Genomic DNA, 22677 nt, shown 5'->3' with positions numbered 1-22677 from the left:
CATGTACTATTTAGGACTTATTAACGAATATTTGAAAAACTATATGAAGTCACGCATGACCTACCGAGCTGATTTCTGGGTAGAAGTGATCTCGGATTTACTATTCCAAGCTACGAATCTTATCTTTATCTTTGTGGTGTTCATGCATACGAATAGTCTAGGAGGATGGAGTCAGAATGAGGTAGTCTTCGTCTATGGATTCTTCATGGTTCCTTTTGGTTTATTCAGTTGTTTTGTGAATTTATGGGGATTCAGTGAGCGGTATATTGTTAAAGGCGAGATGGACCGAATTATGACTCGCCCTGCGCATAATTTATTTCAGATTTTCCTTGAAAATCTAGATCCGCCAGCACTTGTAGGCTCAGTCATAGGCGTGATCATTATGGCGGTGAGTGGCAGCCATCTTGGACTCAGTATGGAGTGGTGGACAGTACCTGCAATGATTATTCTCTCATTGAGTGCTGTGGCTATTTACACAGGGATCTACACAACACTAACCTCGTTGTCTTTTTATTCGGATGCCCCGACGGGGATATTGCCGCTGATGTATGGGGTACAAGGGTATGGCCGTTATCCGGTCACCATTTATAATCGTGCGATTCAAGTGTTGTTGACTTGGATTTTACCTTTTGCCTTTGTAGGAATTTACCCCGCGTCGCTCTTCTTGGAGCGTCCCGAGATGAGGCAGATGGCTTGGTTAACTCCTGTTGTCGGTATCGTCTTCCTGAGCATTGGACTAACCGCTTGGAATTATGGGGTGAAACGGTATCGGGGAGCAGGTTCTTAGGTTTTAAAAAGTGACGTATGATCTCGGATGTACGAATAACCATGTCGAGACGACGGTTAAAATAATTAGGAACTAAAGAACAAATACAAAAGCACGCCGTAGATTACCCATCTCGGACGTGCTTTTTCTTGTATTGACTGAACTAATTAATGTATACGCTACTTTCCTGACTATTCATGCAAGCTGCGCCGATGATGAGAGATGGCATAAGCTTCGTGTCTAAAATTCAGGATGGGATCATTGGATAACTCAATTCCTGATGTTACTACGGTAGGGTCCATCACTAGATTCTCAGGTTCAGAAGTGGCCTCCGTAATGGTAAGATGCCCGAGAATGATACGTTCGCGTTTGTCTGGCCACTTTTGTGTGGAGTCATCGGTAGGATCGTCTTCTTCACCCAACACAGCTTTCAGTGTAAATCCGGCAGGCGCTATACGAATTCGCTGACTAAATTCAGTCTCTAAGTAGTCTGGGCTTTGTTCTTTAGCCTCTGCTGCCGACAAATGATGGATGTCCGCATCAGGTTCCCATTCGTATTTAATAGGACGACGGACTCCTTCCGCATTGACCATAAAGAAAGCATGAATCGAATAGTACGGAAGTTCCGCATAACTAGTCGGAGGTTTAAGCTTGGCTACTTCCAATAAGGCGTGTCGACTTTCTCCGAAGTGTTCTATTACTCCAGCGACCTTCTCTTTGAAGGACAATTCTTTATGTTCAAAGGCGGTAACCATCTTTAAGATATCAACAAAAGATTCGGGCGTACGTGCAAAGAATACTGGAATCGAGACGGCAACCAAATTCGTAACTTCTCCATCGGGTAGTTGAAATTGCACGGCTATCCCTTTAGCGGGAGAGAGCAGATCGGACTGGGAAGGATCGGGAGAGCTGTTCGAGAAGCGTACAATTACGGGTGTCCGTTCCTCTTGAAAATGAACAGCTGTTGTATACCTGGCGGCTTCAGGGTTAGGTGTGAATTCCCCTCGGTAACATGCCCCTTTGGCATGTGCTCTGCGGTGTCCGGGATGCCGTCCTGCGAAATCCTCAATAGAATCTACAGCACGTTGTGCTAATGTAGGTTGGTTCATAGCTTGATTTCCCATAAATTTTTCTCCTCCCCATGATTATCCCTTACATTGATACGTCAGGGATAGTTAACTTTGAGCTGCATCAATTAGCTCGTTGAATGCTTGAACGACTCTTTGGCCTCTCCATATATCTCGAACCGTCTGGGAAGGATAGGCAGCATACCAACCAGAGGCTGTGACCTGATGTTTGGCGATGAAATCTTTGGCACCAGGGGTCTCAATCCCTGGGAATTCTTCAACATCCTCAAAGAAATAATTCAGTAAATCTGGAATTTGGGTACCAAAATCATCAATATAGGTATCCCAGTCTCCATCGTAAGCGGTCGCAAAAAGCAATCGAGTATCTTGATCAAAAATAACGAAGCGCATATCATGCACCGTAGCAATTTTGGCCATACGTTCCTGCTGGTGGGCTGCGCTTTGTCGCAGCTTCTCGCGAAGTCGGTCTGCGCCTCCGGGCTTAAGCGGCGCAATAATGGTAAGTTCGGAAATTTGTCCGAGACGTAGTCCAGATCGTCCGGCACTAATGACCTGTGGTTCACTAGATGTGGAAGTCTGTGGTGCATTGTTAGATTGTGCATGTGATGTAGGGCCTACTGACATATTAACCATCCTCCTAATTATGAATAACGATGTATGCTCGGAATGTCTCAGGATGCCTTAGAATATAAGGGTTGGAATGTAAGGATTGGGCTGTATCAAATGATGTTAGGGCAGGTTAGCGCTTATAGGTCGCTAGGTCCCTGTCCCGCTTGCTCGGCAAGCCATCGCAAGGCGGTGAGACTTGGGATGAAGAAGTATTCGCCGCCACGAGTTATAGAGAATTCGGGGACTTCTTTTAGACGGTGGCGCAATGGTTTGGCAGGAATAGTGAAGGTATGCTCCCCATCCTTGTTGCCTGTTACGGGGTCCTGTTCTGTAGATAATCCAACAAAGTTCCCCCCATTTAGCCACTCGGTCTTAATAAATTCGTACTGCCTTATTAGTGACGTGCATATGCCAGCAAAAATAATCCCTCGATCATGTCCATCATCTTCAAGCACCCCTTTAGTCAAGGCAGGCCCATAAACGGTAGAGCGCCGAAGGAGTCGGTGGATGTTCACATCCACGACTTGATCTTGAAGGCTATCTCTTGGAAAAGCACGACGGACATGCGCACTGATAGGGCACTTGAACCCCTTGGGATCATCCGCGTAACTAAACACGTTAATCCGTGATTCATCCTCGGACAGGCGCGTATCATCCTCTTCTGGTGATAGGGCTAGGGGTGTCCCGCTTGGCCAGCGTCCCACCATTTTCGCTCCGATACGTTCTGCTGATAGGGATGCCGTAGCCTTCTCCTGGACATATCTTCTATAGGCTGCGGCACAGATATGTAATTTGCGAAGGGACAAGTAACTCCCATTATGACCAAGTGGGGCGGGAGAGGGTCCTTCCATGATCTGGCCAGATTCATTAGGGTAACCGAACAGAAACTCTCCACTCTTCACGGGTCCTTCATGCCCAAATGCTGGGGGAAAGGGACTGCCATCGATATAGGGATTACTGATCCCATCTCGGAAACCTAGATGAGTCCGCCCATCTGGCATCATCCCCACATCCATATGGTACTGCACAGAGATGCCACCAATTTCATGATAAGCTTGCTTTGCCGCTTCTCGGGCGGTGTCTAACGCAATTTCATTAGAAGCAAACAGAGCAAACGCCACATGGATTTGATCGGTACCGAAAGGGGCTTCCCAATGTTCAGCAGCACTTTCACCTCGGTCTCCCAAATGGTGTGCCCGTGCAGCCATACCTTGAATGAACAGGGGGTCGAAACTCTCTAATGAAGCATTCGGAATACCGATCTGCCTTAAGCCTTCATAGGTGAAAGCGACATTAACCCAAGCTCCTTCGGAAGGGTGAGCCCAGTCGTTCGCTGAAGTAACGACCTGTGTCAGCTTATCCAGTAGAAGCTTGGCTGCGGACTGTGACTCTAAGCTAAGTAGTAAATAGGTTCCGATATAAGGATGCGGTCGATCTTGGAGAATGATCCCTTGAATGTCCGATGAATCCAGGTCCGGTACTTGATTGACAGGAATGGTGATGATCTCCTTTCGCGGTGGATTAATGTTAGTCTTTCACTTCGATGGATATCCCATTCAGTAATAAGGGATTGTATATGCTAGGAATCGGTTAATGATTAGGGAGAAGTATGGCTATTACTATATACAATTGAAAAGAGGGAATGACATGAAGGAACGAATTTCATTAGAACCTGCTGCAGCTCAGTTTGCCGAAGAGACATCGAAACCTCCATTTTTATTCCAACTAGGTCCCGAGAAGGGAAGAGAGCAAGTGAATACCGTTCAATCTTCGGAGATCGATAAACCTCCGGTTGAAATAGAAGACCTTGAGATTGCGGGCGGACCTCATGGCAATATATCAGTTCGCATTGTGCGCCCTGAAGAGGAAGAGGAGACAGAAGGACTACTTCCAGTTATCGTCTATGTACATGGTGCAGGCTGGGTATTCGGTAATTCTCATACGCACGATTTACTGATTCGTAGATTAGCAACGGGAGCAGGCGCCGCTGTGGTCTTCCCAGAATACAGCCTGTCTCCCGAAGCGAAATATCCTACAGCCATTGAGGAAATTTATGCAGTTATGCAGTGGGTGGCTGAGAAAGGCACAGAGCATGGACTTGACCCAAGCACGCTCAGTATTGCTGGAGATAGCGTTGGGGGGAATATGAGTGCAGCGGTTACGTTAATGGCGAAGGAACGGGGAGGTCCTGCCATTCGTCAGCAAGTATTGTTCTATCCAGTAACGGATGCTTCTTTCGATACCGAATCGTATCATGAATTTGCGGAAGGTTATTTCTTAGCACGCGAAGGTATGCAGTGGTTCTGGGATCAATATACGACCGATCCGAAGGAACGAGCTCAAATTACCGCATCGCCACTTCGTGCTACGAAAGAACAGCTAAGCGGTCTTCCCCCGGCACTAATTATTACCGGTGAAGCGGATGTTCTGCGCGATGAAGGCGAAGCCTATGCCAGAAAATTAAGAGAAGCCGGTGTGCGAGTTCAAGCTGTGCGTTTCCAAGGCATCATTCATGACTTCGTCATGTTGCATGCGCTAGCAGAGACCGAAGCTGCTAAAGGAGCGATACGCTTGGCCGTCAATTTCTTATATGAAGGTTTTGATGGTGAAGTGGAGTAAGGATATGCCTTAAAATTTGTACATGGAAAGCAAACAAAGAGGAGGAGCTAAGTTTAGCTCTTCCTCTTCTTAGATTGAGTGCGATTCCAAAAGTTGAATGCAAAATTTATATAATTATCCATATTTTATAGATTAAATTTATTCCAGACCAATTATTCAGGTTCTGCACCGCAAAATTCCATTAGTGACCAATCTTCACGAGTGTAACCTTTTTTAGAGCTGCTGTGCTCCAAAAGCAAGAAACTGAGTGAGTAACTAAGAAGTAACAACAAGATGCTCCAAGCAAACAAGCTTGCTTCCGTTATAGATTCTCTTCTTGCATAGAACTGCGCGCTACATCGGATCGGCGGAAAGCCCATTTTAATAGAGGAGGGGCTAAGATCGTAGTGGCAATGACGACAAGGATGAGTGTTGTGAAATACGACTCGGACAACAAGTTCGCCCCCAGCCCAATCGAGGCTAGAATCAGCGCAACCTCCCCACGAGATACCATGCCTGCTCCAATAACTAGTGCTGATGAGGGAGAAGAACCAGTGAACTTAGCTCCGAGCGCACCGCCTAGAAGTTTTGTTAGTACAGCAAGTATAATCAAAGCTAGTGCAATCCAAATTTGGCTCAAGAACCCTTCGAAAGACACCGAAAGCCCTATACTGACAAAGAATACGGGAACAAAGACGGCGTAGGCGATGGGCTCCACTTTGTGTTCCACTTCCTCCTTGAATCGGGTCTGTGAAATAGCGATCCCCGCAGCAAAAGCCCCGATAATTCCAGCTACGCCAAGTACCTCAGCAAAATAAGCAAAGCCTAGACAAATCACTAGAGCGATGCTGATAACAGTCTCCGTCACCTTGAGTCCACTGAGTGTTTTCATGAACCAAGGGACGAGCTTCCAACCAGCTCCAATAATAACGACGAAGAACACTATTTTTTCCGCTAATACAAGGGAAAGGGATACATCGGTGGAACTGACTAAGCTCATTAGCACGGCAAGAATAACCACAACTAGAATATCATCCACTAAAGCAGCACCTAAAATTGTGGTACTTTCTTTTGTTCTGGATTTGCCCAGTTCTCTGAGCGTCTGTACGCTAATGCTGACAGAAGTTGCGGAGAGTAGCAGACCTAAAAATAGCGAAGAAGCCAAGGACATACCTATCACGAGGCCGGCCAGCAGTCCGCCAACCAGTGGGAATAGAATTCCCATTACGGCAACACTCACCGAAGCTTTACGATTCGCATTTAAATCCTTAAGATTCGTCTCTAACCCAGCCAGAAACATTAATAACAGCACGCCAATTTCACTAAAAGCATGGAGGGCTTCTGATTCATGAATCCATCCGAGCACCCCGGGACCGAGCAACACTCCAATAATTAATTTGCCCAGAACGGAAGGTTGCCCAAGCCTTACAGCCATATCACCAGCTAACTTTGTAGCTAGAATAATTACACATAATTGCCAAATGAAATCCATAGCAGCCTCCTTGTATTGAATTAGTATGCCAAAAAAACGCAAAAAGAGCCCGCTGTTGGCAGGCTCCTCCGGGTGAATCCTATTGAATTCGGTCGCGTAACATAATGAATATTATTATAACAACAAACGTTAGATGAGCGCAAGGGAGGGGTATTTCTTCGTCAGATATGGTATCTTATTTAGATATGAATATATTGTGCCATAGGAAGGAACGTAAAGATGGAGAATATTACGGCTTACAGCATAGAATTTATTAAAGATCCCTTTGGTATTGTAGATGGGGAACGTTATGAGTTCATACTGGACTTTGAAGTGGATGAAGAGGATGAATTATATACACCGAGCGGAATTTACTTGCGAGTTATCTATGGTGTGAAAGCGGATAGTCAGGGAATAGTGAAGCATCATATCCTTGAGCGCGGTACAGATAAGTACCTTGATTTTGAGTTAGAAGATGAGGAATTGCAGGAGATCGAATCGTTCTGTAAAGAACATCTGTCTGAAGCCCAAGTATAGACTAGGGAGGGTAGATTATGCCACATGAGCAGCACTCCGTTCCTTTTGGATATGAACCGCAGCCATCTTCAACGAAAGGAACGTTGATCTTCTATGATAGCTTCGAACAAATTAGAGATGAACAGTTGGCTGCTGCGGTAGAAGCTAGAGTTAAATTAGATTTTGGAGCCTTGGTGTTATATCCACTTCATGAAGAAACTGTGCGTCGTATGAGTAAAGAACCTGTCGTAGCTTACCATAAAAGAGAGCAGCGGTTATTTGATTGGCGAGCAGAAATAGAGCAACAAGTGACGATAGAGAATTGGGAAGGCAAACGCAAGAAATACACGCCCTTTGAAGCAGCCATGCGTCATCTCAGTGATAAGTACAAAGCGCCTTTCTTTGTCTATGTAAGCTTTACAACGCTTAATAAGCTGGCATCTTACTCAAGCTTTGAAGAGTGGGTAACAAAGGTAAGGTTCTTAGTCTACGATCGCCCCAGACAACCTCATCCGAGATTAGAGAAGTACCGTCATCGATGGGATACAGTAACTGAAGCATATGCCAAAAGAGAAGCATGAAAATCTGGATGACGATTTTCTGGTTTTGTGAATCATGTCCTTCTTTAAAATCACAAATAATAAAAGGCCGTCATGGTGAGATTTCTCTCTCTGTGACGGCCTTTTGATGTTAAAAACATCTGTTATTTTTGCGACTTTGTCTCTGTCTCACTATAAGCTATCGGTTTGGCTATCCATTCATCAGCCTCGGGTTCAATATCTACACCATTCTCAATTTTTTTTTGTTCAGCTAAAGAGTCTTGGGATGGGTCTAGATCATTTCGAATTTTATCTTCTGCATGTTCTTCGCTCATAGGTCATCCTCCTTGGGTCATGTAGTCCAACATAGACAAGCCTTATGTAGGATTGCCCAAAATTTCATTTATCAATCGATAACTCACGAAAAAAACAGATGATAGATTCTAAATGTTTATTTTCATAATATGGCTTGACCTTCGGTATGATTGAGTCCTTTGATTCATAAGTAAAACTAACAATGTGAAAGTTGTGCAGGGAGGTGTACTATGCCGTTCATTGAACGCTACGTAATTAATGCAAACGGGGCCATGACTTATACGGGCAATACTCTAGGTCTTAGCAGATCCGAAACCCAGGGACGGCCAGGTACAGTGGATAGTATTGGGGCATTTATAACTACGAATACATCGTCACAATTGGGAACGTATCCACCAGGTACGACGAATCAATATACACTAAATAGTTCAGCGGCAGTGCTGGCTTTTCCACCCGGAAGTACCGTCCTCTATGCAGAGTTGATTTGGGGTGGGACGTATATTGATAATGGAGTCGATCTAACGGCTTTTATTAATAATCCAGTAAGTCTAACTACGCCAGCAGGCTCTTTATTGGTCACGCCAGACAGTGCTACAAGCTTTGAAGTGTTACTATCTCCAGCTTCGGCTCAATTTCCAAACACTTATGCGTATGTAAGATCGGCGGATGTCACAGCGGCTATAACAGCTGGAGGGGCCGGTACTTATATTACAGGCGGAGTAGTAGGTACTATCGTGATTCCTGACCCCACATCGAACCATGCGGGATGGACGCTAGGTGTTGTGTATGCTAATGCGAGTTTACCTCTGCGGAACATGAGCTTGAGGGTTACCGCGGACGTGATTCAAGCAACATCCGGCCCGGTAACGATGGCGATTAGTGGATTTGCTACGCCTTTTCAAGGCCCTTTGTCAGGCCGCGCTCTATTCAGTGCACAAGAAGGTGATGCGAATAAAACGGGTGATCAAGCTCTCTTTGGTCCAACCCTAGCTACCATTGTTCCGTTATCGGGACCTAATAACTTCGCAACCAATTTTTTTGCATCCCAGATCAATGGAGATAATGGAGTGCTTAACACCTCGGGAACTTTTGGTACGCGTAACCAGATTAATGGAACGCCGGGTACCAATATTAGTGGGGGGCGTCAAGGCTGGGATATTACAAATGTGGATATTAGTAGCACGCTCATAAATACACAGACACAAGGATTTCTAAGACTTACTACCAATGGAGATGGTTATCTAATTGATAGTGTAGGTCTCCAAATTAACATTAATACACCCGTGCTGAATGCAGTCAAAAGCGGGAGTCAAAATGATGCCATAGTTGGAGATACGATAACCTATACCGTTCAGGTCAGCAATTCATCTATGTCTGATGCTACCAATGCCATTTTATTCGATAACATTCCTGAGGGAAGTACCTTTGTAGCGAATAGTGCTACCGTTAATGGAGTTCCGCAACCCGGTACAGATCCCGTTGGGGGAATACCCATTGGTACAATACTTGCTGGAGGATCGGCTACGGTAACGTTCCAAGTTAACGTCACTTCGGTTCCTTCACCGCCCCGCTTATTTGACCAAGCAAAGGTGGGATATACAGCTCCGACAGTACCTGGCGGTCCCATCATTAATGAGGTAGCTCCGACAAATTCCGTTACGATTCCTATTTATCAGCCGAATGTCTCAATTGTAAAATCAGCAAATACAACCAATGCTCTCATTGGAGATACGATTACGTATACTCTTTTTATTACAAATACAGGGAATATTAACACTTCCACGATCGTGACGGACAATATTCCAAGCGGTTCATCGTTTGTCCCCGGCAGTGTTACTGTAGATGGAGTGGTTCAGCCAACACTGGACCCTATTAGTGGAATCTCATTTGTAAGTGTAGCTCAAGGGAGTTCTGTTACGATTACCTTTCAGACCTTAGTAACAGCCCAGCCCCCTGGGTTCTATCTGGTGGATCAAGGTACAGCTAACTATACGTTCCAACCTCCAGATGGAAGAGTGATTCCAGGCTCCGTAGTATCTAATCCAGTCTCAGTTCTAGTATCTATACCAGAGCTTTCAATTACTAAGACAGCAAATCAAGCGGATGCGGTCGTGGGGGATATCATTACGTACTCCTTCGTGATAGCGAATCAAGATGGGGCTTTCTTGACGAACTTGAATTTTAGTGAAGCTACGCCCGCAGGTTCACAATTCGTCGCAGGCAGTGTAATGGTCAACGGAATCCCTGTCCCTGGTGCAAATCCAGACACGGGATTTGCATTGGGTGCAATAGGGTCAGGAGCTTCTTTTACCGTAACCTTCAATGTACTGGTTGTCTCTTTGCCTAATCCTCCGACCTTAACGGATGTAGGTCAGGTGACCTTTAGCCGTGGTGCATTTCAGGGGGCTTCATTCTCAAATCCCATTACTATTCCGGTGTATCAACCAATCATTACTACATTTAAAGAGACATTGACTCCTGTGGCTATCGTGGGCCAGACAGTTACTTATCAAATTACCATAACGAACTCAGGTAATATTGGAGCCACTTCGACATTTACCGATCCGATTGATCCAACAACAACCTTCGTACCGGGCAGTGTGCAAGTTAATGGGGTTTCTCAGCCGGCGTTTAATCCTAATAGTGGCATTCCTCTAGGCCTTGTACCAGCGGGAGGGAATGTGGATGTTACCTTCCAAGTGACGATAGACAGCCAGCCTCCTACAGGTACGGTAACGAATCAAGGAGTGACCGATTATACTTTCACGCCCCCAGATGGAAGAGTAATCAATGGATCTAATGGCTCAAATATCGTGACGGTACCCATATCGTCCAACAATTTAACCTTACTGAAAATTGCGAGCCAAGTGGATGCCGTACCGGGGGATGTGATTACGTATACGGTAAATGTATCGAACACGCAGGGGCTAGCAGCAACTAATGTAGTACTGATGGATAATATTCCAACAGGGTCTACATTTGTAGAAGGCAGCGTACTTGTGGACGGAATTGCTAGTGCAGGGGACCCTACAGTTGGCATACCGCTCGGTACAATTGCTCCGGGCCAGACGATTGCCGTCTCTTTTTCTGTGCTAGTCTTAGCAGCTCCGACCCCTGTACCGACTCCATTACTTTTAACAGATCAGGCCTCTGTAACCTTTACCTCGGGAACCTTTACCGGGACCTCATTGTCCAATTTCGTGAATCTACCTGTAATTCAGCCCGTCTTATTCGTGAACAAGTCTGCAAATCCTACGGTGGTAAGAATCGGTGATGTGGTGACGTATACTGTAGTTGTCTCAAACCTAGGTAATTACAATGCGGATGTAATTGTTACCGATGTGTTACCTCCCGGAAATACCTTTGTACCCAATAGTGTACTCATTGATGGAAGCTACTGGCAGGGAGCCGATCCGAATACAGGAATCAATATCGGGACGGTTATTCCACTAACACGGAGAGGACCGGGGGAGGATGGCGTATCCGGATTCAATGTTTCCTTTACCTTTCAGACAATAATTATAGCACTGCCTGACCCACCCTTTTATAATAATCAGGCGATAGCCAATTATAACTACTTTCCACCAGATGGAAGAAGTCTCTCAGGCACCTCCGCATCAAATGTAGTTACTGTTCAAGTCGTCACGGATAACATCACCATTTTAACAAAAACTGCGGATCAGACCGCTGTAACTACAGGGACGATTATAACGTATACGCTTCAAGCGACTAACAATACATCCGTCGATGTGCTGAATTATGTGCTTACGGATAATATACCGAATGGAACAACATTCGTAACTGGAAGTGTAACGGTGGGCGGAAGCCCAGTAGCGGATGCAGTGCCGACCGCTGGAATCCATATCGGTGTTCTCCCTGGGGGAGGTACTATCGTTGTTACGTTCCAAGTTCGCGTAAGTGACGCGGGAACAGGTCCAGTGTTGGACATAACGAATCAGGCAAGCGCAACCTTTACAGCAGAGGGAACTCTAGTAACTACGACTTCTAATCCTGTCCCGATTACGAATCAACAAGCCATCCTAACCATACTCAAATCCACTACGCTGTCTTCCGCGTTACCCGGTGATTTAATACCTTATACACTTGTCGTATCTAATACAGGAAATGTAGAGGCAACGGTAACATTAATCGATCCGATTTCACCTGGAACAAGTTTTAGGGCAGATAGCGTATCCATTAATGGAGTGAACCAGCCCGGGGTCAATCCTGAGAATGGAGTTTCGTTAGGGACTCTGGCGCCGGGGGGTACAACAACGGTAACATTTATAGTCTTCGTATCCGCAGTTCCTGGTGTGAGTTCAATTATCAATACAGCTTCGGCGGGTTTTAGCTATGTCTTACAAGATGGCACGGTTGTACCCGGTACAGCAGAGTCTAATTCTGTCACTACACCGATAGGCAGCCCTGATATAGCTCTTGTGAAATTATCTAATGTATCTAGTGTTCAGGTCGGAGGCGTCGTTACTTTTACGCTCACGCTCACTAATCGAAGTGTAGATGCGATAACGAATGCCGTTGTTACGGACATCATTCCTGTGAACACCACATTGGTTACAGGCAGTGTTACGGTCAATCAGATTGCGCAACCCAATGCCGATCCGGCTTCAGGGGTTAGTGTCGGGATTCTCAATGGGGGTCAGTCTGCTCTCATCACGTTCCAAATCACTGCGAATACAGGGTCAGCAGGAACAACCATTGCGAATGTCGCAACAGCTGCCTATCAGCAAAATGGTATTCCGTTGCAATCTTCATCCAACCAGGTTCAGATTGTGGTTGGCTCAGTTGTACCCCCGAATGGACCGAATCTTACCTTCACCAAAACGACAAACGCTTCTCAAGTATTCGTTGGAAGTACAATTACCTTCACGGTCATCGGTACGAATAGTGGAGATGTAGCGGGGGCGGCTGTGGTATCCGATCCCTTGCCAGATGGAATCCAATTCATTCCGGGTAGCGTCGTTGTTGATGGTGTTGCTGTGACCGGAGTCAGTCCCCTTTCGGGTATCCCTGTCGCCATGATTAATCCAGGATCTTCAGTTCAAGTTAGCTTCCAAGCTTTAGTGCTTAGAGTCCCTCCTGCTGGCTACATGATTAATCAAATAAATGCCGTGTATCAACCTGTTGGTGCACCAAGCAATCCACAAACTGCAGTTTTATCTAATAAAATTGTTATTCCAGTCCAACAGCCTCCGATACTTGTAGCCAAATCGTCTTCTACGAATCAAGTCGAAGTCGGAAGTGTGCTAAGGTACAACCTCACGATTAGTAATCCAGGTACGGCCCCGGCCAATAATGTGGTTGTAACGGATATTCTTCAGGATGAATCTAGATTCTTATCTGGAAGCCTAAGTATTAATGGGCAACTGTCGGTCACGTCGAGTTTGGTAGATGGGATTACCATCGGTGATGTACAGCCCGGAGCACAAGCACAAGTTGATTTTGCAGTTACCATCATTCGCCAACCTATTGGGGGCAAATTATTTAATCAAGCTAGCGTGAGTTATCAGTACGGAGCTTCGAGTACTATTCGTCAGGTATCTAATCGATCGGTTGTCCAAGTGTTTGAACAAGAGGAATAGAGCTATTGACGAAAAGCGAGATTCCGCAACTTAGCGGACTCTCGCTTTGTTCTTGCGTGTGAGCGGAGCAGTTTTAATCGCAGGCCGATTTGTACTTGAGATATGTTTTTTCACCTGTTTTCTCAGAGAGGTAGGTTTCTTTGTCTTGGAGGTTGGCGAGCGACGTTTGGAAGTTACGGTTCGAGTCTGAACTTTTAGCGACTGCTTATCTACCGTCTCAGGCAAGGAGGGTGCAGGGGATTGAACTTGGAGGGGGGCCGTCTGAAGAGAAGAGATATGATCGATATAATATAACGGATCGGAAGCTTCAAGTTTGCTTGTTTTGAATCGATGATGCTCAATGTATTTAGGTTCCTCTTGGGGTTGTGCGCTACGAGAGCGGATCTCTTCATCCAAGATGTCCTCTTTGACCACCAGTAAATGAAACATCACTTGGAAAGCTACATTCATTTGACTTTGACGCAACAAACTAAGTTCTACGTCTTCGTAAAGTCCCTCGTATTGAGGAAGATAAAAGAACTCTACTCGAAGCAGTCGGAAGTCGATCTCAGCAGGGGAGCTGGGATCTTCTGAAGTGATTAACGACCAGCCTTCCTGTTCCGATAATCGGTATTCTTCCGGGTCTACATAGAATTCATTATGCGTAGTCCAGTATCTTGGGGAATGTTCATTGAAGAGTTGTCTGAAATGAGGATTGACGAGGTGGGCGGCTACATGGGCGTAAGGCGCAACGATACATACGGTACTGCCATGTCTACAGATACGGTAGAGTTCTTGCATCATCTGTTGTAAATTATCGGAATACTGCAAGCTGTTCGAGGCCATGACAAAGTCAACGCTTTGATCTGCATAAGGTAAGGGGAGGTTGAAATCCTGGACTACATCCACTTCGGGATAAGGCAAAATATCAATTCCTATGCAGCCCTCATGTTTGATTGAACCACAGCCGAGATCGAGTCTCATCACGTCACTTCTTTCAATAGCAATATTCTTCATTCTATTCAGAGATAGGGAGGAGCGTATATGCTTTAACCCACCCTATGAATTTGTAAGCCCTCTAGGTAGATATCCATGCCCTTCCTCTATATAGATCATAGACTAGATTATGGACACCAAGACACAGGGTCTAGGGGGTGAAATCAGATGAATCGAAGAATTTCATTACGCCATATCTCGAGCACAGCATCTAGACAACCGTGGGCACGTCAGTTGAACCGGGGTAGGCACCTTCATCGCGAACTGAGCCGAAGTCGAATCGTTCATGTACAAGCCGCGGGAAGACAGACCGATAAAGGAAGAATAATAAGAAATGTATAGAATATTATTCCAAGCACGTGCAACAATTTAAGAGATTGAAGCGTCTGTGAATAAGATTGGCTAATTTTACATCTAGAAAGGACGAATTTAAAATGAACCAGCATATGAAAAAAGTAATCGCCGTATTAGCATTCTCAATGGTCCTTGGCAGCACGACAGCTTTTGCAGAAGTGCAACAAGCCGTGCCGATCTCACAGACGGTAGCTTCACAACAAATGAAAATTAGTGTGAACGGAATCCTTCTCTCCGGCCTTGGTTATCAAGTATCCGGCAAAGAAGCGATGATTCCTTTACGTGACGTAGCAGGTGCACTTGGCATGACTGTACTTTGGAATACGAAGAAGCAGGCGGCCGAAGTAACTAAAGATCAATTGTGGACGCTGGTGAAACTAGGGGAAGACCGATATACTGTAAATAAAATGAGTATTTCTTTAGGTGCAGCTCCTGTAATGTCGAACGGTAAAGTATATGTACCTGCATCGTTCGTAAGTAAAGTCCTACATCAGGAACTCAGCACAGACAAACAAACCATCATCATCGGCAAGGAGGCATCAGACGTGCAGCAACAAGTACAAGCTCACGGAGTTATTACAGCAATCAACAGCAAAGATGCCTATACATCGATTCAAATTAATGGCTATGGCCCAAATGGTCTGGTGCTGAATATTGGACCAGACACGGTACTTAAGAATAAAGATGGCAAAGTAATTGCGTTATCCGATCTTAAATTGGGTCAAGGTGTAGACGTCATGCATTCTATGGCAACCACTTTAAGCCTTCCTCCACAAAGCGCAGCTTATGATATTAAAGTAACTTCAGAGGTCTCATCCGATTTGATTGGTACTTCGGGTACCATTGAAGAGGTTGTCTCCCTTGAAGATCAATCCGTTAAAATTGTAGTTAAAGGGAACGGACTAACTGAGCTATCTCCGAAAGAAGTAGCACTTGTTATTAGCAAAGATACTGTCATTACCGATCAATCGGGCAAGACTGTGGAAGCTTCCAAGTTAGTTAAAGGAACAGAAGTATTGAGCTTCTATTCTCAGATTTTGACGCGTAGCCTTCCACCAATGGGTCAGGCTCTAAAAATTGTAGTAATGCCTGCTAACAACTAATAACAGATCCTCATCAAGAGAGTGCAATTTTCGTAATGAAAATTGCACTTTTTTTTTGGCTAATTGGAGGCATAAGATCTATGAAAAGATGGTTTTGGAGTTTGTTTATTGGAGGCCTCTTAATCACTGGACTCATAGGTTGTACGCCGACTTTACATATTTTTTGAGTAGCATCCAAGATCTCAAGCTTCGTCCAAATCCGATTCAAAAACGGAGTCCGGGATGGAGGTATGGATTCAAGCTTTATCAGAATGGTCAGATGAAACTGAATTATGTTTCGGGGGAAATCAATGAACGATACTATGTGGAAACCCCGGAATTTACGCAGAAAATTCATGATTTTTTTGAAAAAATATTTCATGCGGCGAAAGACTAAATATATTTTAATATTTTGATAAGTTGCTTATGGTAAAGGGATATACACGGTGAATAGAAAAACAAAGACGATGCCTACGTGGCATCGTCTTTGTTTTATATCTTTTACATAAAAGCATGCAAGATGAAGTTGGCTACAAACAGAGATGTAATTACATACATCACAGGTCTAACTTCACGCCCGCGACCTGCAGCGAGCTTGGCTACGGGGTATGCTATGAATCCAAATGCCATGCCATCCACGATACTGTATGTGAAAGGGATCATGACCATGAGAAGGAAGGCGGGAAAAGCCTCCGTGAAATCTGTGAAGTTCATATCTTTCAAATTCTGAACCATTAAGCTTCCAATAATAATCAGTACGGGAGCTATCGCACTATCCGGAATATAGGTAAGTAGGGGAATGAAGAAGAACGTTGCCCCAAATAGAAGCGCTGTAAATAAGGTAGACATGCCTGTTCTTCCTCCTGCTGCTATACCCGCTGTGGTCTCCGCGGCCGCTACAGTTGGACTACTACCAAAGATGCCTGCAAATATATTGGACAGGGAAAGGGCGCGCAGGCTTCCTTTGAATGTCTCAGGTCTTTCGATCATTCTTGTCTGGGCACCAATCAGGCCAATGTTCTCGAACACAATGATTAAGAGAAGGAGAAACACAGCAATCCAGAATGCGATCGAACCGATAGAGCTAAAGCTTAAATGCCCAAATAATTGTCCGTATTGTTCTAACGGTTTCCCTTCGATTTTAATGGCAGAGGGGTGCATGGCCCCTAGGACATAAGCAAGTCCAGTCCCAACCAAGATGCTGATCAATAGATCTCCTTTTACTTTTCGGACGAACAGAACAAGCGCTAACAATAAAGTTACACATGCTGTTATGACACTGGGATCACTGAAATGTCCTATGGTTACAAAAGTGGTCTGGTGCGCAATAACAATGCCGCTTTTTTGTAGTCCGATAAAAGTCAGGAACAGACCAATCCCGACGCTAATCGCATGTTGTAAATTATGAGGAATCGCTTCACTAATCGTCTTATACAACGAAGTGAAGGCTACGATAGCGAACAGCACGCCGGCAACCGTAATGACAGCTAACGCTTCCTGCCAACTAAGCTTCATCGAATGTACTAAAGTATAGGTGAAGAATGCATTGATGCCCATTCCAGGCACAACAATTATAGGAGACTTACCAAGGAAGGCCATAAGCAGACATCCAGCAATGGATGTGAGCAAAGTCCCAACCATAGCCGCTTGTAAAGGCATTCCGGCATCACTCAAGATGGCGGCGTTAACCATGACAATATATACGACAGAGAAGTACGAGATAAGTCCTGAGATTAGCTCCTTCTTCCAGTCATGCAGTCCTGGCGTATACCCAAGGGTTTGGGTTAGTAGATGTGAACGTTTCAACAAATAACCTCCATTATAATTATGACTAGCGCTATACAGCAAGAGTAATCATACCTTCCAGCTTGCCCAAGGAGCAAGTATAAAATGTAGGTGGTTTATTGTGTTTACTTTGCAAAAACAATTAAAACCAATAAAAACAAAACAAAAACAATCTATTAACATGGTTTTGATATGTACATAATAATTCGTTTTTATACTAGGGTTTGTAAGCAGGTACAACCAAACTTATTTGTAACGGAGGAGAAATGAACGTGAAGAAGTGGATGGGTCTACTTGTAACAGTGGTTATGATGGTTTCTTTTCTCGCAGCATGTGGTGACTCGAAGGATAGTAAAAGTGCAGCAGCTTCAACGGATACGGGGAGTAAAGCTTCCGCTAGTAAAGAGATTACGGTATACACAGCTCTTGAAGATGACATCATTGCTAAATACTTAGAGTCGTATAAGTCAGCGAATCCGGATGTCAAAGTAAATATTGTCCGGGATTCCACAGGTGTGATCACAGCGAAGTTGCTTGCCGAAAAAGATAATCCAGTTGCCGATGTAGTATGGGGAACCGCTGCTACAAGTCTACTTGTGTTAGACCAGAACGGCATGTTAGAGCCCTACTCTCCCAAAGGTGTAGAAAAGGTGTTGCCAGAGTTCAAGGATAACCAAAGTCCTACACACTGGGTAGGGATCGATGCATGGGAAACAGCATTTGCTGTGAATACGGTCGAACTCAAGAAGAAAAATCTACCGATTCCACGTTCGTATCAAGATCTGTTAAATCCAATTTATAAAGGGCTAATTGTTATGCCGAACCCAGCCTCTTCAGGTACAGGATTCTTAACGGTTAACGGCCTTCAGCAACTGATGGGTGACGATGCAGCATGGAAATACATGGACAAATTGAATGAGAATATGGCGATGTATGTACATTCCGGTTCTAAGCCAGCAAAGCTTGCGGGAACAGGGGAGTATCCAATCGGATTATCCTTCGGTTACCGTGCGATTGAGGAGAAGAAGAAGGGTGCTCCTATTGAAGTGGTATTCCCTAAAGAGGGTTCAGGCTGGGATGTTGAAGCGAATGCTCTAGTGAAAAAGGCTACGATTAAGCCTGAAGCCAAAGCGTTCCTAGATTGGGCCATTTCCGAAGAGCCTATGAAACAATACAACGAAAACTATGCCATCATCTCTATTAAAAATGATTCCAAAACACTTCCTGAAGGATATACCAAAGATCCTATGAGCCAGTTGATTAAGGTGGATCTGAACAAAGCGGCTAAAAATCGTGAAGCTACACTTGCAGAGTGGACCAAACGTTACGATGCAAAAAGCGAACCCAAGAGCTAGACACTCTTAGGGTACAAGAAGGAGCGTAAACCTATGCCAAGCACATACCTATCAATTTCCAACATACACAAGTCTTTCGGTGCATTCTCAGCACTTGAGAATATTAATTTGGATATTCACAAGAATGAGTTTGTCTGTCTGTTAGGTCCAAGTGGCTGTGGAAAAACAACACTTCTTCGTATTCTTGCAGGTCTGGAATCTCCGAACCAGGGGAGCATTACCGTAGAGGGTAGAGACATCACGTCTCTGCCCCCTTTTAAACGCAAAGCGGGAATGATGTTCCAGTCGTATGCCCTATTTCCTAATCTCACAGCTAAGCAAAATATAGCTTATGGATTAAAAGAACAGAAGATGTCGAAATCCGATCTTAAAGACAAAATCAATGAAGTGTTATCCATGGTAGATTTGCAGCATGTAGCGGATAAGTACCCGGCTGAGATAAGCGGGGGACAACAGCAGCGTGTAGCCTTAGCGAGAGCCATTGCTCTTTCTCCCGATTTTTTATTGTTAGATGAGCCTCTGTCTGCACTAGATGCCAAAGTGCGTGAGCGTTTGCGTAAAGGGATTCGACGTCTGCATGAAGATCTAGGAATGACAACGATTATGGTTACCCATGATCAAGAAGAAGCGTTAACGATGGCGGATACGATTGTGGTCATGAACCATGCCAACATTATTCAAGTTGGTTCACCTGAGGAAATATATGAACAGCCTAAGAGTAGATTTGTAGCTGACTTTATAGGTGCAGTGAATTTTGTGGAGAACGATCATGTGAATCATTACAATGATGATCGCACTACTGAACTAGCGATTCGACCGGAGCATGTAATAGTTAGCGTCAGTCCGACTAGAGAGAGTAAGGCAGCTTGGATCTCTGAAATGGAATTCCGAGGCGCATTTTATAGAGTAAGTCTGACCTTAGATATTGAAACGAACTCAGTTCAAAGGGGTCACGTGCAGATTGTCGCAGACATTCCCGTAGCTGCGGCTAAGAAACAACAATTGAAGCGAGGGATGAAAATCTACGTAGAACTCCCTCACCAACATCTGATGAACTTTGGTTCACCTCAAGTGGAGCGGGTGCTGGCATGAGAACGATGAGTGAAGTGCTACCTAGAAGTTGGAAAGAGGGCAGAGGGAAAGAGGCCTGGATTCAGCGGCTAAGTCTACTCCTCTTAATTGTTGCTTTATTCATAGCCATCTTGGCACCTCTACTTACTTTATTTAGTAAAGCTTTTGTCAATGCGAAGGGGCAGTACATTGGACTTGCTAATTTTACTACGTATTTCGAAACGGGTGCGTTTGTCCAATCGTTACAAAACACAAGTTTTGTGTCATTTACGACGGCGTGTATATCGGTGCTACTTGCGTTGGTCTTTGCCTTTGCTCTGACGCGTACAGGCATTCGGGGCAAAAGAATCTTTAAATCGATTGCAATGCTACCCTTATTCGCTCCCACGATGATGCATGGAATCGGACTGACCTATTTATTTGGGCATCAGGGACTAATTACAACAGGGTTTTTCGGACATCTTCCGTTCAGCTGGAATGTGGAGTTATATGGCCCATTTGGCATTATCGTATCGGAAGTCATCTACACCTTTCCTCAAGCGTATTTGATTTTATTAGTTTCATTGGCTTTTGCTGATCAACAGTTATACGAAGCAGCAGAGATGCTAGGAGCAAGCAGGATTAAATCGTTTCTTACCGTTACAATACCGAACATTAAATACGGACTTATATCGTCTTTCTTTGTCTGCTTTACCCTTTCATTTACAGATTTTGGGGCTCCTAAGGTTGTGGGAGGTCAATACAATGTTCTTGCAACAGACATTTATAAGCAGGTGATCGGCCAGCAAAATATGTCGATGGGCGCAGCAGTAGGTATCATTCTTACGATTCCCGCGATATTAGCCTTCATTGTGGATCGAATCGTAGAACGGAAGCAGAAGAGTACGATGAATGCTAAATCTATGCCATACCGTATTCGTCCACATAAAATGCGCGATGCACTGCTATTTATCTTTTGCTGTCTAGTCAGCGCAGCTATTACCTTACTTATCCTTACCGTATTTGCGGCTGCTTTTATCAAGACTTGGCCTTATCAAATGTCCTTTACATGGGCGCATTTCAACTTCAGTCAGACCGCAGGGGAAGGACTGCAACCGTTCTGGACCAGCATCCAAGTCGCGGCTTGGACAGCATGTGTGGGTACAGTGGCCACGTTCATTGGAGCTTATCTACTTGAAAAGATTAACGGCTATAAATTGCTGAGACAGATAGGATATTTTCTGTCCATTCTACCGTTAGCGCTACCGGGCTTGGCGCTCGGTCTTGCTTATATCTTTTTCTTCAATCAGCCAAGTAACCCTTTGCACGGGCTTTACGGAACCATATGGATTCTCGTATTAGTCAACTTAGCTCATTTTTACTCCGTTGCGTTCATTACAGCCACAAGTGCGCTTAAGAAACTGGATGCTGAAATTGAGATGGCCTCCTTGTCTTTAGGGGTTCCTTTTTACAAAACATTCTACCGCATTACAGTTCCCATCTGCTTGCCTGCTATTTTGGAAATGGGCATGTACTATTTTATTAATTCCATGGTAACCGTATCCGCCGTCATGTTCTTATATGCAGCCGACTTGAAGCTCGCTCCCATCTCGATTGTCAATATGGAGGATGCAGGCGATATTGCCCCAGCCGCAGCGATGTCACTACTTATTGTGCTCACGAACATGGCCGTTAGAATGATTTATGAATTAGCAACGAGACAAATCCGTAAAAAATCTTCTGCTTGGCAGAACCGATAAAAAGGAGAGACACAAGATGATAAAAGCAGTAATGTTAGACTGGGCAGGGACCATGGTGGATTATGGATGCTTCGCTCCGCTTCAAGTGTTCATTGAAGTATTCGCAGCCAAAGGAATTGAAGTGACTTCCGAAGAGGCCCGAATTCCTATGGGTCTTCAAAAGCGTGAACATATTAGCGTGATGTGCAAAATGGATCGTATTGCAAGTCATTGGCATGACAAATATGGGCAAGTCCCTAGTGAGGAAGATATCGATGCTCTTTATCGTGATTTCGAACCTAGACTATTCGCGATTCTTCATCAGTATGCAGAACCAATTCCGGGTGCAGTTGATCTGACCCATCGATTGCGTTCACGGGGAATTCAGATCGGTTCGACTACGGGGTATACACGGGCGATGATGGATATTGTAGCTCCGGCAGCCGCTAAGCAAGGGTATGCACCAGATGTTTTAACTGCACCGGATGAAGTGGCGGCAGGACGTCCTTATCCTTGGATGATTTATCGCAATGCTGAAGTGTTAGGCGTATATCCTATGCATCATATTGTCAAAGCAGGGGATACCGTAAGTGATATGCTTGAAGGAGTAAATGCAGGATGCTGGACGGTGGGCGTTGTCCTAGGAAGCAGCGAACTTGGTTTATCTCAAACGGATGTTAACACGATGGACCCAGGCCAGCTTCATCTGCTCAAGGTTGAAGTTGCTCAGCGATTAGCCGAGGCAGGTGCTCACTACATTATCGAGGAAATTGGTGAATTGGATCGGATTATTGATGAGATTAATGAGCGTATGACAGGAGGAGATCGACCATGA

The 22677-nt window shown here is 44.8% G+C and carries 19 protein-coding genes; 12 read left to right on the top strand and 7 right to left on the bottom strand.

Translation table 11 applies throughout. The features are described from left to right. Position 1: 1 nt before the first annotated feature. Complete coding sequence (locus J2Z69_RS06710; protein WP_209860299.1) at positions 2 to 787, top strand: ABC transporter permease; 786 nt, start codon at positions 2 to 4, stop codon at positions 785 to 787. A 170-nt stretch (positions 788 to 957) separates the two neighbouring features. Here the strand turns inward: J2Z69_RS06710 and J2Z69_RS06705 are convergent, their stop codons facing one another. From J2Z69_RS06705 to J2Z69_RS06695, 3 genes are all read right to left on the bottom strand, one after another. Continuing rightward, the gene (locus J2Z69_RS06705; RefSeq protein WP_209860298.1) at positions 958 to 1890 is read right to left on the bottom strand and encodes a catalase family peroxidase; all 933 of its coding nucleotides are present in this window, start codon (positions 1888 to 1890) and stop codon (positions 958 to 960) included. A gap of 51 nt (positions 1891 to 1941) precedes the next feature. Next, a complete protein-coding gene (locus J2Z69_RS06700) occupies positions 1942 to 2478 on the bottom strand; it encodes a hypothetical protein (protein ID WP_209860297.1) in 537 nt (178 codons plus the stop codon). Positions 2479 to 2600: 122 nt separating this feature from the next. Further along, the gene (locus J2Z69_RS06695; protein WP_342591566.1) at positions 2601 to 3908 is read right to left on the bottom strand and encodes a Dyp-type peroxidase; all 1308 of its coding nucleotides are present in this window, start codon (positions 3906 to 3908) and stop codon (positions 2601 to 2603) included. A gap of 202 nt (positions 3909 to 4110) precedes the next feature. On the opposite strand from J2Z69_RS06695, the gene J2Z69_RS06690 reads away from it, so the two are divergent. Next, positions 4111 to 5082, top strand: coding sequence for an alpha/beta hydrolase (locus tag J2Z69_RS06690; protein ID WP_209860296.1), 972 nt, complete (start codon positions 4111 to 4113; stop codon positions 5080 to 5082). Between the two features lie 301 nt (positions 5083 to 5383). Here J2Z69_RS06690 and J2Z69_RS06685 read toward each other — a convergent pair whose 3' ends face one another. After that, the gene (locus J2Z69_RS06685; protein ID WP_209860295.1) at positions 5384 to 6553 is read right to left on the bottom strand and encodes a cation:proton antiporter; all 1170 of its coding nucleotides are present in this window, start codon (positions 6551 to 6553) and stop codon (positions 5384 to 5386) included. A gap of 219 nt (positions 6554 to 6772) precedes the next feature. Here J2Z69_RS06685 and J2Z69_RS06680 point away from each other — a divergent pair, with 219 nt between their 5' ends. Together J2Z69_RS06680 and J2Z69_RS06675 are read left to right on the top strand one after the other, a co-directional pair. After that, positions 6773 to 7069 (top strand): DUF6509 family protein, encoded by a 297-nt coding sequence (locus J2Z69_RS06680; protein WP_209860294.1) that lies wholly within the window; start codon positions 6773 to 6775, stop codon positions 7067 to 7069. A gap of 17 nt (positions 7070 to 7086) precedes the next feature. Beyond that, positions 7087 to 7629: a hypothetical protein gene (locus J2Z69_RS06675; RefSeq protein ID WP_209860292.1), complete on the top strand. Its 543-nt coding sequence runs from the start codon at positions 7087 to 7089 to the stop codon at positions 7627 to 7629. A gap of 122 nt (positions 7630 to 7751) precedes the next feature. On the opposite strand, the gene J2Z69_RS06670 is transcribed toward J2Z69_RS06675, so the two are convergent. Next, positions 7752 to 7922 (bottom strand): hypothetical protein, encoded by a 171-nt coding sequence (locus tag J2Z69_RS06670; protein ID WP_209860290.1) that lies wholly within the window; start codon positions 7920 to 7922, stop codon positions 7752 to 7754. Between the two features lie 210 nt (positions 7923 to 8132). Here J2Z69_RS06670 and J2Z69_RS06665 point away from each other — a divergent pair, with 210 nt between their 5' ends. Then, positions 8133 to 13502, top strand: coding sequence for a beta strand repeat-containing protein (locus tag J2Z69_RS06665; RefSeq protein WP_209860288.1), 5370 nt, complete (start codon positions 8133 to 8135; stop codon positions 13500 to 13502). A gap of 30 nt (positions 13503 to 13532) precedes the next feature. Here the strand turns inward: J2Z69_RS06665 and J2Z69_RS06660 are convergent, their stop codons facing one another. Beyond that, positions 13533 to 14498 carry a methyltransferase domain-containing protein gene (locus tag J2Z69_RS06660; protein ID WP_209860286.1) on the bottom strand — a complete coding sequence of 322 codons (966 nt, stop codon included), beginning with the start codon at positions 14496 to 14498 and terminating at the stop codon, positions 13533 to 13535. A gap of 147 nt (positions 14499 to 14645) precedes the next feature. Here J2Z69_RS06660 and J2Z69_RS06655 point away from each other — a divergent pair, with 147 nt between their 5' ends. From J2Z69_RS06655 to J2Z69_RS06645, 3 genes are all read left to right on the top strand, one after another. Then, positions 14646 to 14819: a hypothetical protein gene (locus J2Z69_RS06655; RefSeq protein ID WP_209860284.1), complete on the top strand. Its 174-nt coding sequence runs from the start codon at positions 14646 to 14648 to the stop codon at positions 14817 to 14819. Positions 14820 to 14923: 104 nt separating this feature from the next. Next, a complete protein-coding gene (locus J2Z69_RS06650) occupies positions 14924 to 15934 on the top strand; it encodes a copper amine oxidase N-terminal domain-containing protein (RefSeq protein WP_209860282.1) in 1011 nt (336 codons plus the stop codon). A 163-nt stretch (positions 15935 to 16097) separates the two neighbouring features. Continuing rightward, complete coding sequence (locus tag J2Z69_RS06645; RefSeq protein WP_209860280.1) at positions 16098 to 16310, top strand: hypothetical protein; 213 nt, start codon at positions 16098 to 16100, stop codon at positions 16308 to 16310. A 104-nt stretch (positions 16311 to 16414) separates the two neighbouring features. On the opposite strand, the gene J2Z69_RS06640 is transcribed toward J2Z69_RS06645, so the two are convergent. Beyond that, the gene (locus J2Z69_RS06640) at positions 16415 to 17719 is read right to left on the bottom strand and encodes an NCS2 family permease (RefSeq protein WP_209860278.1); all 1305 of its coding nucleotides are present in this window, start codon (positions 17717 to 17719) and stop codon (positions 16415 to 16417) included. Between the two features lie 251 nt (positions 17720 to 17970). On the opposite strand from J2Z69_RS06640, the gene J2Z69_RS06635 reads away from it, so the two are divergent. Genes J2Z69_RS06635 through phnX form a run of 4 tightly spaced genes read left to right on the top strand, consistent with a single transcriptional unit; the run spans position 17971 to position 22677 of the window. Next, positions 17971 to 19053, top strand: a complete 1083-nt coding sequence (locus J2Z69_RS06635) for a putative 2-aminoethylphosphonate ABC transporter substrate-binding protein (RefSeq protein WP_342591555.1) — start codon at positions 17971 to 17973, stop codon at positions 19051 to 19053. 33 nt (positions 19054 to 19086) lie between these two features. After that, positions 19087 to 20145, top strand: coding sequence for an ATP-binding cassette domain-containing protein (locus tag J2Z69_RS06630; protein WP_209860274.1), 1059 nt, complete (start codon positions 19087 to 19089; stop codon positions 20143 to 20145). Next, positions 20142 to 21863, top strand: a complete 1722-nt coding sequence (locus tag J2Z69_RS06625) for a putative 2-aminoethylphosphonate ABC transporter permease subunit (RefSeq protein ID WP_209860273.1) — start codon at positions 20142 to 20144, stop codon at positions 21861 to 21863. The genes J2Z69_RS06630 and J2Z69_RS06625 overlap by 4 nt, the downstream gene beginning before the upstream one ends. Before the next feature lie 16 nt (positions 21864 to 21879). Continuing rightward, positions 21880 to 22677 carry a phosphonoacetaldehyde hydrolase gene (phnX, locus tag J2Z69_RS06620; RefSeq protein ID WP_209860271.1) on the top strand — a complete coding sequence of 266 codons (798 nt, stop codon included), beginning with the start codon at positions 21880 to 21882 and terminating at the stop codon, positions 22675 to 22677.

Source organism: Paenibacillus shirakamiensis, from assembly GCF_017874255.1.
Taxonomy (GTDB): domain Bacteria; phylum Bacillota; class Bacilli; order Paenibacillales; family Paenibacillaceae; genus Fontibacillus; species Fontibacillus shirakamiensis.
The sequence above is the reverse complement of the archived record's forward strand: the minus strand, read 5'-3'. Positions and strand labels throughout refer to the sequence as shown.